General features: G+C 71.8%; 14 protein-coding genes. 9 read left to right on the top strand and 5 right to left on the bottom strand.

Annotation, left to right across the window (positions count from 1 at the left end; all coding sequences use genetic code 11):
- The first annotated feature begins 142 nt into the window (after window positions 1-142).
- Genes AC3RJ7_RS00880 through AC3RJ7_RS00905 form a run of 6 tightly spaced genes read left to right on the top strand, consistent with a single transcriptional unit; the run spans window position 143 to window position 7,077 of the window.
- A complete protein-coding gene (locus tag AC3RJ7_RS00880) occupies window positions 143-991 on the top strand; it encodes a transporter substrate-binding domain-containing protein (RefSeq protein ID WP_491453972.1) in 849 nt (282 codons plus the stop codon).
- 54 nt (window positions 992-1,045) lie between these two features.
- Complete coding sequence (locus tag AC3RJ7_RS00885) at window positions 1,046-1,831, top strand: amino acid ABC transporter permease (protein WP_491453973.1); 786 nt, start codon at window positions 1,046-1,048, stop codon at window positions 1,829-1,831.
- The gene (locus AC3RJ7_RS00890; protein ID WP_491453974.1) at window positions 1,828-2,604 is read left to right on the top strand and encodes an amino acid ABC transporter ATP-binding protein; all 777 of its coding nucleotides are present in this window, start codon (window positions 1,828-1,830) and stop codon (window positions 2,602-2,604) included. The genes AC3RJ7_RS00885 and AC3RJ7_RS00890 overlap by 4 nt, the downstream gene beginning before the upstream one ends.
- The gene (locus AC3RJ7_RS00895; RefSeq protein ID WP_491453975.1) at window positions 2,594-3,604 is read left to right on the top strand and encodes a C-terminal binding protein; all 1,011 of its coding nucleotides are present in this window, start codon (window positions 2,594-2,596) and stop codon (window positions 3,602-3,604) included. The genes AC3RJ7_RS00890 and AC3RJ7_RS00895 overlap by 11 nt, the downstream gene beginning before the upstream one ends.
- Window positions 3,605-3,646: 42 nt before the next feature.
- Window positions 3,647-5,395 carry an amidohydrolase gene (locus AC3RJ7_RS00900; RefSeq protein ID WP_491453976.1) on the top strand — a complete coding sequence of 583 codons (1,749 nt, stop codon included), beginning with the start codon at window positions 3,647-3,649 and terminating at the stop codon, window positions 5,393-5,395.
- On the top strand, window positions 5,392-7,077 hold the full coding sequence (locus AC3RJ7_RS00905) for a thiamine pyrophosphate-binding protein (RefSeq protein ID WP_491453977.1): 1,686 nt from the start codon (window positions 5,392-5,394) through the stop codon (window positions 7,075-7,077). The genes AC3RJ7_RS00900 and AC3RJ7_RS00905 overlap by 4 nt, the downstream gene beginning before the upstream one ends.
- Window positions 7,078-7,175: 98 nt before the next feature.
- On the opposite strand, the gene AC3RJ7_RS00910 is transcribed toward AC3RJ7_RS00905, so the two are convergent.
- Together AC3RJ7_RS00910 and AC3RJ7_RS00915 are read right to left on the bottom strand one after the other, a co-directional pair.
- Window positions 7,176-7,610 (bottom strand): PaaI family thioesterase, encoded by a 435-nt coding sequence (locus AC3RJ7_RS00910; RefSeq protein WP_491453978.1) that lies wholly within the window; start codon window positions 7,608-7,610, stop codon window positions 7,176-7,178.
- Window positions 7,611-7,634: 24 nt separating this feature from the next.
- Window positions 7,635-8,219: a zinc-binding alcohol dehydrogenase gene (locus AC3RJ7_RS00915; RefSeq protein ID WP_491453979.1), complete on the bottom strand. Its 585-nt coding sequence runs from the start codon at window positions 8,217-8,219 to the stop codon at window positions 7,635-7,637.
- Window positions 8,220-8,309: 90 nt separating this feature from the next.
- On the opposite strand from AC3RJ7_RS00915, the gene purM reads away from it, so the two are divergent.
- On the top strand, window positions 8,310-9,416 hold the full coding sequence (purM, locus tag AC3RJ7_RS00920; protein ID WP_491453980.1) for a phosphoribosylformylglycinamidine cyclo-ligase: 1,107 nt from the start codon (window positions 8,310-8,312) through the stop codon (window positions 9,414-9,416).
- 14 nt (window positions 9,417-9,430) lie between these two features.
- The gene (locus AC3RJ7_RS00925; RefSeq protein ID WP_491453981.1) at window positions 9,431-10,189 is read left to right on the top strand and encodes an LLM class flavin-dependent oxidoreductase; all 759 of its coding nucleotides are present in this window, start codon (window positions 9,431-9,433) and stop codon (window positions 10,187-10,189) included.
- 127 nt (window positions 10,190-10,316) lie between these two features.
- Here the strand turns inward: AC3RJ7_RS00925 and AC3RJ7_RS00930 are convergent, their stop codons facing one another.
- Window positions 10,317-10,541 carry a DUF3073 domain-containing protein gene (locus AC3RJ7_RS00930; RefSeq protein ID WP_491453982.1) on the bottom strand — a complete coding sequence of 75 codons (225 nt, stop codon included), beginning with the start codon at window positions 10,539-10,541 and terminating at the stop codon, window positions 10,317-10,319.
- Between the two features lie 181 nt (window positions 10,542-10,722).
- Between AC3RJ7_RS00930 and AC3RJ7_RS00935 the strand changes: the two genes are divergently transcribed.
- Window positions 10,723-11,898, top strand: a complete 1,176-nt coding sequence (locus AC3RJ7_RS00935) for an NAD(P)-binding domain-containing protein (RefSeq protein WP_491453983.1) — start codon at window positions 10,723-10,725, stop codon at window positions 11,896-11,898.
- Here AC3RJ7_RS00935 and AC3RJ7_RS00940 read toward each other — a convergent pair.
- A complete protein-coding gene (locus AC3RJ7_RS00940; RefSeq protein WP_491453984.1) occupies window positions 11,895-12,332 on the bottom strand; it encodes a DUF1801 domain-containing protein in 438 nt (145 codons plus the stop codon). The two genes, AC3RJ7_RS00935 and AC3RJ7_RS00940, sit on opposite strands and share 4 nt — an antisense overlap.
- Before the next feature lie 32 nt (window positions 12,333-12,364).
- Window positions 12,365-14,500: an APC family permease gene (locus tag AC3RJ7_RS00945; protein WP_491453985.1), complete on the bottom strand. Its 2,136-nt coding sequence runs from the start codon at window positions 14,498-14,500 to the stop codon at window positions 12,365-12,367.
- Between the last annotated feature and the right edge of the window lie 90 nt (window positions 14,501-14,590).

Below are 14,590 nucleotides of genomic sequence, written 5' to 3' on the forward strand. Positions count from 1 at the left end.
ACTCATGCGCGAGAACTGCGAACCGGTGCGTTCAAATCTGCGTTCAAACGTCACTTTCGCAGAAAACATGCGCTTGACATCGCTGAACGTGGTGGTCAGAATCGTCCCCGGAACCCCCGCCCCTGCTTTCAATGGAGATCGCATGAACCACCGCACCCTGGCCGCGACCGCGGCCGCGCTGACCACGATCGGCCTGCTGGCCGCGTGCTCCTCCTCCGACGGCGGCGGCTCGGCCGCCTCGGGCGACGCCCCCGCGGGCCTCGCCGACGGCTCGAAGCTCGTCAACTGCATCGACCCCGAGTACGCGCCGCTCGAGTACTACGAGAACGGCTCCGACGGCGAGATCGTCGGCTTCGACGCCGACGCGGCGCGGGCCATCGCCGAGGAGTGGGGCGTCGACATCGACTTCGAGGTCACCGCCTTCGACGGCCTCATGCCCGCGCTCCAGTCGGGCAAGTGCGACATCCTGCTGAGCGGCCTGTACATGAGCGAGGAGCGCCTGCAGGTCGCCGACGCCTCGCCCATCATGAACGCCGGTCCCGCGATCATCGCGCCGCCCGAGATCGCGGCGACGCTCGAGTCGATCGAGGACCTCTGCGGGCTCACCGTCGTCGCGCAGGCGGCCTCCGCCAACGCGGCGGCCATCAAGCAGGCCTCCGAGGACTGCACGGCCGACGGTGCCGACGCCATCGAGGTCCAGGAGTACCCGAAGGTCTCCGAGACCGTGCTCGCAGTGCTGAACGGCAAGGCCGACGCGCTCATCGAGACGAACGTCGGCGCCGCCTACATGGTGTCGCAGAACAAGGGCGAGCTCGAGCTCGCCGCGGGCGAGATCTTCCCGCCCGACACGACGTTCGGCGTCTTCACCAAGAAGGGCTCCGAGCTGTCGCAGCCCGTCGCCGACACCCTGAAGTCGCTCTACGACGCGGGCACGCTCGCCGAGCTCGCCGAGAAGTACGAGCTCGAGCCGACGATCGTCGACGTCTACTAGAACCCACCCGATCCGGTCGGGGCGCTGAAGCGCCCCGACCCCGGAGGACTCGCCATGATCTTCGATCCCGCCATCTTCTTCGAGCAGCTCGTCAACCCCGCCTACCTCTGGGGCGCCCTGCTCTCGATCGCGGTCGCCGCGGTCGCCCTCGTCATCGCGACCGTCGTCGGCTTCTTCGTCGCCCTCGGCCGCACCTCGCCGAACGCCTGGTACCGCGGCCCGTCGGCCGCCTACACCTGGTTCTTCCGTGCGATCCCCGCCCTGCTCGTGCTGCTCATCATGTGGAACGCCCTTCCGCAGCTGCTGCCGTTCCTGCAGGCCGACTGGTACTCGCCGTTCATCGCCGCGTCGGTGGGCCTCGGCCTCGTCGAGGCGGCCTTCATGGCCGAGATCATCCGCTCGGCGCTCGCGAGCGTCGACGAGGGCCAGTCGCTCGCCGGCCGGGCGCTCGGCATGAAGCCCGCGATGGTCATGCGCAAGGTGATCCTGCCGCAGGCCATCCGCGTCGCGCTCCCGCCGACGGGCAACGAGTTCATCGGCCTCATCAAGTACTCGTCGCTCGCCTCGGTCATCTCGCTGCGCGAGCTGCTGACGACCGCGCAGGTCGGCGTGAACATCACGTTCCGCTACGCGGAGTACTACGCCGTCGCGATCATCTACTACCTCGTCATCGTGACGATCATCACGTTCATCCAGAGCCGCGTCGAGCGTCGCTACGCCTGGACCTCGCGACCCTCGCGTCGCCGGTTCCGCCGGGTCGTCGCGCCGACCGACACGATCGCCATCGCCGCCGTCGAGGCCGAGCGCATCGAGGGCGACGAGAAGGAGGTGCGCGCATGAGCGCCGCAGTCACGCCGCCCACCCTCGAGGTGCGCGACCTGCACAAGTCGTACGCGGGCGTCGAGGTCCTGAAGGGCGTCGAGTTCGACGTGGCGAAGGGCCAGGTGAAGGCCGTGCTCGGCCCGAGCGGCTCGGGCAAGTCCACGATGCTGCGCCTCATGGCGTTGCTCGAGCCGGCCGATCGGGGCGGCATCCTGCTCGACGGCCACCGCATCGGCTCGACCGAGCACGACGGCCGGCTCCGGCACCATCACGAGCGCAAGCTCGCGGTCGAGCGGCGCCAGATCGGCATGGTCTTCCAGCGGTTCAACCTCTTCCCGCACATGACCGCGCTCGAGAACGTCATGGTGGGCCTCACGCAGGTGCAGAAGGTCGATCGCGCCGCGGCCCGCGAGACGGCGTACGCGATGCTCACCAGGGTCGGCCTCGCCGACCGCGACGGTCACTACCCGTCGGAGCTCTCGGGCGGCCAGCAGCAGCGCGTCGCGATCGCGCGCGCCCTCGTGCTGAGCCCCCAGGTGATGCTGTTCGACGAGCCGACCAGCGCGCTCGACCCCGAGCTCGTCGGCGAGGTGCTCGAGGTGATGGAGCAGCTCGCGAACGAGGGCATGACGATGATCGTCGTCACGCACGAGGTGCGGTTCGCACGCCGCGCGGCCGACGAGGTCACCCTGTTCGACTCGGGCGTCATCGTCGAGCAGGCCTCGCCCGACGCGTTCTTCGACGACCCCAAGCACGAGCGCACGAAGCGGTTCCTGAGCCATGTCCACTGAGCGACCCCTGCGCGCCGTCTACACCGACACCGACGACCTCGACCCCGCCGCTGCCATCGCGACGCTCGAGGGGGCCGGCTTCGAGGTGGCGAGGCTCGAGACGCGCGACCCCGACGAGATCGTCGAGGCCGCGGCCGACGCCGACGCCCTCCTGGTCGGGTACGCCCCGATCACGGCCGAGATGATCGAGCGGATGCCGCGGCTGAAGCTCATCGCGACCCTGTCGATGGGCGTCGACATGGTCGACGTCGACACGGCCTCGGAACGCGGCATCTGGGTCGCGAACGTGCTCGGGGCGGCGACCGACGAGGTCGCGGCCCACGCCCTCGCCCTCGCCCTCGCGGCTCGCGGCGTCGCCCGTGCGCAGCACGTCGTGGGAGCGGGCGGCTGGCGGCTCGACGACGACACCGACCCCGCCCCGCCGGCCACGACGGAATCGGTGCTCGGCATCGTCGGCCTCGGTCGCATCGGCCGCCGCCTCGCCGAGTTCGCGCGGCCGATGTTCGGCGAGATCCTGGGCACCGACCCCGTGCTGCCCGACGACCGCGAGACCCGTGCCGCGCTCGCGGCGGAGGGCATCCGTCGGGTCGGCCTCGACGAACTGCTCGGCCGCTCGAACGTCGTCTCGCTGCACCTGCCCCTGACCGACGAGACCGCGGGACTGGTCGACGACGCGTTCCTCGCGAGGCTCGTGCCCGGTGCCGTCCTCGTGAACGTCAGCCGCGGCGGTCTCGTCGACGAGCCCGCCCTGCTCGCCGCGCTCGAGGCGGGCCGCCTCGCGGGCGCCGGCCTCGACGTGCTCGCGACCGAGCCCCCCGCCCCCGACCACCCCTTCCGCACGCACCCCAGGGTCGTGCTCACGCCGCACATCGCGTACCGCTCCGACCGCACCGGCCGGGAGTACACGGCGCGCCAGGCGGCCAACGTCATCGAATGGGCCGCTGCCGGCCGACCGGTCAGCCCGGTCAACGCGCCCGCGGCCGCCGTCGCCGCGCACTGACCGGCGCCGTCCACCCCTGATCAGCACCACCGGGAGTCCACCATGCGCAAGCTCGCCACCTTCGACCGTCCCCTCGACGCGCTCACGCCCGCGATCATCACCGCACGCCGCATCCACACCCTCGACGACGCGGCCAGCACCGCCCAGGCGATGCTCGTCGTCGACGGCCGCATCGCCGCCGTCGGAACCCTCGAGGAGTGCACCGCGGCCGCGACCGGGTTCGCGACCGCCGAACCGCACCGCCACGACCTCGGCGACGCGGTCGTCGTGCCCGGCTTCGTCGACGCGCATGCGCATCCGCTCATGCTCGGCCAGATGATGAGCTGGGTCGACTGCAGTCCCGCCAAGGCGTCGAGCATCCCCGAGATCGTCGCCCTGCTCAGGGCGGCCGCCGACGCGATGCCGGCGGGGCACCCCGTGCGCGGCTACGGCTACGAGCAGCGCAACCTCGCGGAACGCCGCCACCCCACCCGGTTCGAACTCGACGAGGTCGCGACCGATCGCGAGGTGTACCTCATGAACGCGTCGGGCCACGGCGGCGTCGTGAACAGCCGCACCTTCGAGGTCAACGGCATCACGCGCGACACCCCGAACCCCGAGGGCGGCGAGTTCTTCCGCGACGCCGACGGCGAGCTCACGGGCGAGCTGTCGGACGCCGCGTGCAACGTGCTCACCGGCGTCTCGGGCGTGAAGATCGGGCACCACGGCCCGAACTTCCACCTCGGCGACGAGCCGGCCGAGCACCTGCGCCAGTTCGCCGCGGCGCAGCGCAACTTCCTCGAGGGCGGCGTCACCGCGATCGGCGACGCCCAGGTGTCCAAGCGCGAGTTCGACAACTACCTGCGCGTGGCCGAGGCGGGCGCCCTCGACGTGCGCGTCTCGATGTACGCGCTGTCGCACCTGCTCGACGACGTGCTCGAACTGGGGCTCAACGGCCAGTTCGGCAACGCGCAGCTGAGCTTCGCGGGCGTCAAGCTCTACGCCGACGGCACGCTCGGCGGTTGGACGGCCTACTTCCCCGAGGGCTACGTGGGCGACCCCTGCCGGACCGGCCAGCTCTACCACGAGCCCGACGAGTACCGCGAGCTCGTCGGACGAGCACATGCCGCCGGCCTGCAGACGGCGACGCACGCGCAGTCGCCGACCGCGATCGAGATGGTCGTCTCGACGATCGAGGCCGTGCAGGCCGATCGGCCCGACGACGACGCCCGCCACCGCATCGAGCACTGCGGACTGCCGACCCCCGAGCAGATCGCGCGGATGTCGCGTGCCGGGATCCGCCCGGTCAACCAACCGCAGCACTACTACAACTGGGGTGAGGGCGTCGAACAGGCGATCGGCACCCCCGGCGAGCGGTTCAACCCGCTCGGCGAGTTCGTGCGGGCAGGTGTGCCCGTGACCATCAGCTCCGACGCCCCCGTCGCCGAACCGCGCCCGCTCGAGGCCGTGCAGGCGGCGGTCACCCGGGTGACGCGCCGCGGCCACCGCCTCGGCCCCGACGACCTCGTGATCGACCGGCTCACCGCACTCCGCGGGCACACCATCGAGGGGGCGCGCTCGATCGGGCGCGAAGACGACCTCGGCAGCCTCGAACCGGGCAAGCGGGCCGACTTCGCGGTGCTCGACGCCGATCCGTTCGAGGTCGAGGCTGAGCGCATCGGGTCCATCCGGGTTCGCGAGACGTGGGTCGACGGCATCCTCCGCCACCGGGCGGGCACCGCCGCGCCCGCGACCGACGACCTGCCCGTCGCCGGCGCGACGGCGTCGTTCGAGACGGCGGTCGCCCGGTGAGCGCCGTGCTGCAGGCCGTGCCCGACCTCGAGCGCGCGGCCGCCGACGCCGCGGGGGTCGCCGTCGAGAACGCGGGGCTCGCCGTGCTCACGGCCCTCAGGGGCTACGGCGTCGACACCGTCTTCGGCATCCCCGGAACGCACAACCTCGAGTTCTACCGGCACCTGCCGAGGCTCGGCATGCGGGCGGTGACGAGCCGCCACGAGCAGGGCGCCGGGTACGCCGCCGACGGCTGGTCGCAGCAGACCGGGCTGCCCGGCGTCGTCATCACGACGTCGGGGCCGGGCCTGCTCAACGCGCTCTCGGCGATCGGCACGGCCTACTGCGAGTCGCGACCGCTCGTCGTGCTGTCGCCCGGCGTCGCGCGCGGTGCCGAGTTCGCCGATGTCGGCACCCTGCACGAGACCAAGGACGCGACCGGTGCGGCCGGCGCGATCGCCGAGTGGAGCCGTCGCGTGGATTCGGCCGAGGCGGCCGTGGCGGCCGTGCACGACGCCTTCGAGTTGTTCCGAACGGGGCGGCCGCGGCCCGTGCACATCGAGATCCCGCTCGACGTGCTCGAAGCCGCGTGCGACCTCGACGAGCACCTGCTCGCGCCCCGGCCCGCCCCCGGCGGGCCCGTGGGCGACGCAGGGCTCATCGCCGCGGCGGCCGCGGTGCTCGGCACGGCCGAACGCCCGGTCATCGTGGCCGGCGGCGGCTCGACCCGCGCCACCGGCCCCCTGCGCACCCTCGCCGAACGCCTCGGCGCACCCGTCGTGACGACGCTGAACGGCAAGGGCGCCCTCGACGAGCGCCATCCGCTCGCGGTCGGTGCCGAGCTGCGGCTCGAGGCGGCCCGCCGGGTCGTCAACGCCGCCGACGCGCTGCTCGTCGTCGGGGCGAAGCTCGGCGAGGCGGAGCTCTGGGGCGGGGTCATCGCCCCCGAGGGCACGGTCGTCCGCATCGACGTGCTCGCGAGCCAGCTCGACAAGAACCTCCCGGCCGACCTGGGCCTCGTCGGCCACGCCGAGGACGTGCTCGCGAGGCTCGTCGACGCGCTCGGCCCGGGGTCCGTCGCCGGACGCGGGAACGAGCCATCCTGGGCCGATCTCGACGCCGTGCGCGCCGAGTGCGTCGTCGAGGCGCGTTCGTTCGCCCCGGTGACGCACGACGCGGCCACGGCGATCGCCGCCGCGATCCCGCACGACGCGATCGTGTCGGGCGACTCGTCGCAGATCACGTACCTCGGCACGGCGAGCACGGTGCGCAGCACCCGTCCGCACGCCTTCCTCTACATGGCCGCCTATGCGACCCTCGGCTACGGCCTGCCCGCCGCGATCGGTGCCCGCGTCGCCGATCCGCGCCGACCGGTCGTGAGCGTGCTCGGAGACGGGGCGCTCATGTTCTCGGTGCAGGAGTTCGCGACCGCCGTCGAGCAGGGGCTCGACCTCGCCGTCGTGTGCGTCGACAACGGCGGGTATCGAGAGATCGAGCAGAACGAGGCCGACCGGGGGATCGCGCCCATCGGCGTGCGGCTCGCCCAGCCCGACTGGGCCGCGCTCGCCGACGCCTTCGGGGCGCGCGGGCATCGGGTGACGAGCCGCGACGAGGTCGGCGACGTCGTCGCGCGCGCGATCGCCGAGCCGGGTGTGAGCCTCGTGCACGTCCCGCTGCGACTGTTCGACGAGGCATCCGACTGACCGTCGCGGCCGGAAGGCCGGAAGGCCGGAAGGCCGGAAGGCCGGAAGGCCGGACGGGCGAGACCCCGACGCCCGGAGGGCGCTGCGCGCGACCGCCCTCAGTACTCCGACGGCTTCGGCAGCACCGCCATCGTGCACCGCGAGATGCAGACGAGCTTGCCGTCCTCCTGGGTGATGCGGATGTCCCAGACCTGCGTCGTGCGACCGCGGGTGATGGGGCGCGCCTCGCCGTAGACCCAGCCCTCGGCGATGGGGCGCAGATGGTTCGCGTTGATCTCCATGCCGACGCAGTAGAACTGCGCGGGGTCGACCGTCATGCTCGCGGCCCAGCTCGCGAGGGTCTCGGCGAGCACGACGGACGCCCCGCCGTGCAGCACGCCGCCGGGCTGGCGGGTGCGGCCGTCGACGGGCATGCGGCCCTTCAGTGACTCGTCGGTGAGCTCGGTCATCTCGATGCCGAGGGTGTGGATCGCGGTGCCGCCGCTGCGGGAGTTCGCCCACTCGATGGAGGGCTCTCCGAACCAGATGCTCATGCGCTCGAGTCTGTCACGGCCCGCTCACGCCAGCTCGGCGATGATCGGGTGGATCGCGTCGTCGAAGGCCGACGCATCCGATCGCAGGGAGTCGGTGACCGCGACGCTCATCGCGCCGATCCACCACACGCCGAGGCCCGCGAGCGGCAGCACCTCGACGTTGAGCTCGAACGAGTGCGCGCGGCGGCCGACCTCGCGCTCGTGCTCGGCGATCGTGCCGGCGTACGCGCGGTACGAGTCGCCGCGTCGTGCGGCCGAGACGTTGCGGTACGTGTCGTGCGCCCACTCGGTCCACGACCGGGCGGCCTCGGCGTGCGGAACGATCGCGCGGGCGAGCACCTCGGCGCCGGACACCGGCAGGGCGACGTCGGTGTCGAACGCCTCGACGAGTTCGAGCGGCACGGGCGACGGGTGCGCCTCGGGCTCGACCGTCATCGCCCACCACGCGCGCCACTGCCGCTCGAGCAGGTCGTGCTCGTCGATCTCCAGCCGTTCGCCCACCGGGCCGACGTCGCGGAGCCGGGGCAGCTCGACGGGGGAGGAGATCGCGAGCACCTCGCGCAGATAGAGGGCGAGGAGGACCGGGCGACTCGCATTCTCACGGATCACCCAAGATGGTGCCGCCCCAGGCTGCATACCCGAATTCTACGCGCGCCCATGCCCGTCGGCGGCAGCGACTCGGCCCGGTACCCTTGACTCGTGAGCGCGAACTCGTCCTACGCCGCTGCCGGAGTCGACACCGCAGCCGGCGACCTCGCCGTCGAACTCATGAAGGAGGCGGTCGCCAAGACCCACGGGCCCAACGTGCTCGGCGGGGTCGGCGGCTTCGCCGGCCTCTACGACCTCTCCTTCGCGAAGGACTACGCGCGCCCGCTGCTCGCGACCTCGACCGACGGCGTCGGCACGAAGATCGCGATCGCCCAGGCGCTCGACAAGCACGACACCATCGGTCAAGACCTGGTGGGCATGGTCGTCGACGACATCGTCGTGGTCGGCGCGAAGCCGCTCTTCATGACCGACTACATCGCGTGCGGCAAGGTCGTGCCCGACCGCATCGCCTCGATCGTCACCGGAATCGCGCGGGCGTGCGCCGAGACCGGCACGGCCCTCGTCGGCGGCGAGACCGCCGAGCACCCCGGGCTCATGGGCGCCGACGACTACGACGTCGCCGGCGCGGCGGTCGGCGTCGTCGAGGCCGACAAGGCGCTCGGCGCCGAGAAGGTGCGGTCGGGCGACGCCGTCATCGCGATCGCGTCGAGCGGCCTGCACTCCAACGGCTTCTCGCTCGTGCGCCACATCCTCGCGGGCAAGGGCATCACCTACACGGATGCCTCGGCAGAGCTCGGCACGTCGTGGGGCGAGGCGCTCCTCGAGCCGACGCGCCTCTACTCGGGCCAGCTCGTCGAACTGCTCGCGGGCCCGCACGGCGACGCCGTGCACTCGCTCTCGCACGTCACCGGCGGCGGCATCGCCGCGAACCTCGCCCGCGTGCTGCCGCGCGGCTCCTTCGCCGAGGTCGACCGCTCGACGTGGTCGCCCGCCCCCGTGTTCCGCGTGCTCAACGAACTCGCCGGCACGACGCTCGAGTCGACCGAGGGCACCTGGAACCTCGGCATCGGATTCTTCGCCGTCGTCGGGCAGGACGCCGCGGCATCCGTGATCGCCGAACTCGACCGCCTCGGCCTGCCGGCGTGGCAGGTCGGCACGGTCGGCGTCGGCGGCGTGCCCGCGGGCGCCGGATGGGAGCAGGGCGCGAAGGGGGTCGACGGCGGCGCGGTGCGCCTCGTGGGCGGTTACGCGGGCTGAGCGGGGCCCACGCCGTGCGCACGCCCGTCTCGATCGGCATCACGAGCCTCACGCCGCTCGAGACCGTGCGCGCGCTCGCGCCGCGCATCGAGCGGCTCGGGTTCCACGCGCTGTGGATCAACGACCTGCCGGGCGGCGACTCGCTCGACGGCCTGCGCACCGCGGCGGCGGTCACCGACCGGATCGGGCTCGCGACCGGGGTCATCCCGCTCGACCGCCGGCCGGTCGGCACGCTCGGGCTCGACGGCATCCCCGCCGGGAGGCTCGCGCTCGGCGTCGGGTCGGGGCGCGCCGCCAAACCGCTCGGACTCGTCGAAGACGGGCTCGCGGCCCTGCGCGACGCGACCGCGGCTGAGCTCATCGTCGGCGCCCTCGGCCCGAAGATGCGGCGGCTCGCGGCAGAACGCGGTGACGGCGCGCTCTTCAACTGGCTCACTCCGGCGGCCGCGGCCGCGACGACCGCCGAACTCCACGAGGCCGCCGGCGATCGCCCGGTTCGCGGCGTGCTCTACACGCGCACGACGGTCGACCCGGCGGCCGGGCCCGCGCTCGAGCGCGAGGCGGCCGCCTACGACCGTTACCCCGCGTACGCCGCGAACTTCGCGCGGCTCGGCTTCGCCGCGATCGACGCGACGATCCGCGACGCCGCGGCGCTCACGGCGTACGAGGGAACCGTCGACGAACTCGTGCTCCGCGCGATCACGCCGTCGAACGCGCTCGACGAGCTCGAGCGCTTCGTCGAGACGACCGCCGAGTGGGTGCGCTCGGCCTGACGGGCGCGGCCCCGCGTCGTGGCCGACGTGCTCGGCGCGGCATCGTGCCCGACGCGGACGCCGAAGGCCGGGACCCGCTCAGCGGGAGCGGCGGAGGATCGCGGGGAGCGTTCTCGACGAGCGACGATCAGGCGCGCTGTTCGCGCTGCTCGTCGTCGGCGTAGGTGTCGTCGTCAGCGTACTTGTCGTCGTCGTCGGCGTACTCCGCCCACTTCGACGCCTCATCGCTGTACTCGTCATGCTGCGAGCCGGTGAGCTCGCGCTCAAGCGCGTTGTAGTCGGTGTTCGGGCTGAAGTACTTCAGCTCCCGAGCGACCTTGGTGTGCTTGGCTTTCTGACGGCCGCGCCCCATGCGTGACCCCCTTACGACATCTGGCCGGGTGGGATGGTCTTCACCCGGCGCTCACTTGAGAAATTCGTCCAGCCGCCAGTTTAGCACCGCCGAACGCCCCGATCGCCGGTCTCCACAGCCCGGGCCGTTGCACGGGTTCACCTTGCTGCGAGCACTCAGCAAGGCGTGCTGAGATGGTCGGGTGACGACGAACCCCGAACGCGTGAAGGTGGTCGTGATCGGGGCCGGCCAAGCCGGGCTCTCGGTCGCGTACTACCTGCGTCGCTTCGAGCTCGTCGCGGGGGAGGACTTCGTGATGCTCGATCGCGCGCCGGGCCCCGGCGGCGCATGGCAGCATCGCTGGTCGTCGTTGCGCCTCGGCACCGCGCACCGCGTGAACGACCTGCCGGGCATGGCCGAACTCGGGCTCAGCTTCGACACCGCCGACCGGGCCCTGCCGGCGAAGGAGGTCGTCGCCGACTACTACGGCCGCTTCGAGGAGCGCTTCGACCTCCGCGTGCGGCGCCCCATGAACGTGCGCTCGGTGACGAACGCCGGCGCCGATCTGCTCGTGCGCTACGAAGACCTGAGCCCGCAGCCCATCGAGGAGCTCAAGGTGCGCGGCCTCTTCGGCCGGCGACGCAAGACGTTCGAGGCGAAGACCGCGCCCGAGGTGCCGCAGCACGAGCTCGCGACCCAGTTCCTCGTCAACGCGACCGGAACGTGGGGGTCGCCGTTCGTGCCCTTCTACCCGGGCATGGGCGAGTTCGAGGGACGCCACCTGCACACCTCCGACTTCACCGATGCCGAGGACTTCCGCGACCAGCACGTCGTCGTCGTCGGCGGCGGCACGAGCGCGATCGGCTTCATGCTCGAGCTCGAGGATGTCGCAGCGGGGCTCACCTGGGTCTCGCGCCGCCCGATCGACTGGGTCGACCGGCAGGAGCTCGACCTCGAGGGTGCGTCGGCCGCCGTCGCCATGCAGGACGAGGCGGCGCGTTCGGGCCGGGCGCTGCCGTCGATCGTGAGCGGAACGGGCGTGCCGAAGAGCCGCCGCATCGCCGCGGGCATCGATCGCGGCCTGCTCGTCGCGCGGCCCATGTTCGACCGCATCGAGGGCGACCGGGTCGTCTGGGACGGCGAGCAGCAGGGGTCGGCGCGCGCCGACGCGATCATCTGGGCGACGGGGTTCCGGCCCGAGCTCCGCCACCTCGCACCGCTGAAGCTGCGCGAGAAGTCGGGCGGCGTGACCGTCGGGCAGGGGGCGGCGTGGAGCGATCCGCGCGTGTTCCTCGCGGGCTACGGTCCGCAGGCGTCGACGATCGGCGCGAACCGGGCGGGCCGCATGATCGCCCGCCAGATCATGGCGATGCTCTAGGCGCTGCCGCCGTCGCGGGCGCGCAGGCCGTAGACGCCCGAGGTGACGGCCTCGTACGACTCGCGGACGAGCGCCTCGAGCACGTCGAGGTCGACGTCGTCGAGATCCTTCAGGTAGAGGCATCCTGCCCCGGTGGTGTGCGGACCGAGCCGCTCGAGCAGTTCGGGGTGCGCCGTGATGCCCGTCGCCAGGTACACCGTCGATGCCGCCTTACGGGGCGAGAACGCGGCGGCCGGGGCATCGCCCTCGCGCCCGCTCGCGTACCGGTAGTGGTACTCGCCGAACCCGACCATCGACGGGCCCCACATGTACGCCGTCTCGCCGGTCACCCGCTCCATCAGGGCGAGCAGCGTGTCGGCGTCGCGCCGTCGCTCGCGGTGCGTCACCGAATCGAGGAAGACCTCCACCGGGACATCCGTTCGCCCTGTCGCCATGCGGGGAGCCTACTCGCTCGCTCCCACGCCGACTACCGGCCGCGCTTGGTCGTCGGCTCGGCGAGCGGGCGGCGCGGCACGGGGCGCACCGGCTCGCCGCGGCGGTCCTGGCCGGGCAGCGGGCGCGACCGGCGGCCGTAGATCAGGTCGGACGAGTCGAGCAGCCACGGCACGAGCGCGACCGTCACGCCGTGCACGAGCATGAGCTTCTGCCGGATGCGCCGCGCCTTGTGGTTGTGCAGGATGTTCTCCCACCAGTGGCCGACGATGAACTGCGGCATGTACACCGTCACCACCTCGGAGCCGTGCTCCTCGCGATGCTGCTTGATGTACTGGATGAGCGGGTGGCTGAGGTCGCGGTACGGCGACTGCAGGATGCGCAGCTTGACGTGGATGTTCATCTTCACCCATTCCTTCTTCAGCTGCTTGGTCTGCGCCTCGTCGAGCGAGACGTGCACGGCCTCGAGCGAGTCGTGCTTCGCCGCGATGGCGTAGTCGAGCGCCTTCAGGGTCGGCTTCTGCATGCGGCCGACGAGCACGATCGCGTGGTCGCCCGAGGCGCCGAACGTCGTGGTCGGGTCGACCTCGACCTCCTTCTCGACGTCGCGGTAGTACCGGTGCACGCCCATCATGAGGATGAACAGGATCGGCATCATCAGGAAGACCATCCACGCGCCGTGGGTGAACTTCGTGATCGTGACGACGACGAGGACGACCGCGGTCAGGGTCGCGCCGAACGTGTTGATGCACAGCGAGCGGATGATCGCCCCGCGGCTCATCGGCCGGTGGTCGTCGTCGGCCGGGCCCGGACGGCCCGATCGACCCGCCTTCGCGGACGATGCGGGTGCGCCGGCCTTGGCGCCGCCGCCCCGGCCGGCGCGGAGCAGGCCGATCCAGTGCCGGACCATGCCCGTCTGGCCGAGGGTGAACGACACGAACACGCCGATGATGTAGAGCTGGATGAGCAGCGTCAGGTTCGCCTGGAAGACGACGAGGATGATCGTCGCGGCGAGGCCGAGGATGATCACGCCGTTCGAGTAGATGAGCCGGTCGCCGCGGGTCGAGAGCGACTTCGGCGCGTACCCGTCGCGGGCCAGCACCGACCCGAGCAGGGGGAAGCCGTTGAACGCGGTGTTGGCCGCGAGCAGCAGCACGAGGGCGGCGGCCGCCTGGACGACGAAGAAGAGGATCGAGTCGTTGCCGAACACGGCGGCGGCGATCTGCGCGATGAGGCTCGGCTGCGGTGCGGTCTCGCAGTCGTTCCAGCCGATGAGGTCGCACGGGTCCTCGGCGTAGTGCACGCCGGAGACGAGGGCGAGGGTCGTGAGGCCGATGAACATCACGATCGCGAGCCCGACCATGAGCGAGAGCGTCTTCTGCGCGTTGCGGATCTTCGGTGCGCGGAACGCGGGCACGCCGTTCGCGACGGCCTCGACGCCCGTGAGCGCCGAACAGCCGCTCGCGAAGGAGCGAAGGAGCAGCAGGATGATCGCGGCCTGCGTCAGGTCTTCGCCCTCGACGGCGTACTGCGACGACTCGGCGACGGGCGGGTTGCCCATCGCGATCTGCACGAGCCCCGTGCCGATGAGCAGCAGCACGGTCGCGGCGAAGAAGTAGGTCGGCACGGCGAAGGCCTTGCCCGACTCGCTCACGCCGCGCAGGTTGATCGCCGCGAGGATGATGACGAAGACGACGGCGAGCTCGACCCGGAACGGGTTGAGCACGGGGAACGCGGAGATGATGTTGTCGACGCCCGCGGCGACCGAGACGACGACCGTCATGACGTAGTCGACGAGCAGGGCCGACGCGACGACGAGTCCGGCCTTCTCACCGAGGTTCTTGTGCGCGACCTCGTAGTCGCCGCCCCCCGACGGGTAGGCGCGGATCAGCTGGCGGTAGCTCAGTGCGACCGTGGCCATGAGCAGGACGACGACCGCCGCGACCCACGGCGCGAAGGTCAGGAACGCCAGGCCGCCGACCGTCAGCACCATGAGGAGCTCCTGCGGCGCGTAGGCGACCGACGACAGTGCGTCGCTCGCGAACACGGGCAGCGCGATGCGCTTCGGGAGCAGCTGCCCCTCGAGCTTCTCCGTGGGAAGGGGGTCGCCGATGATCCAGTGCTTCGGCGACTTCAGTTCGGCGGGCGGTTCGCCTGCGTCATTCGTCACGGCGGTCGACACTACACCCGCGCGTACGCAAGTCAAGCCGGGCTTGCTAGAGTTGTTGCGCTTTTCCTACTTCGAGACCGGGAGCCCCGA

This window comes from Agromyces solani (genome assembly GCF_058349925.1).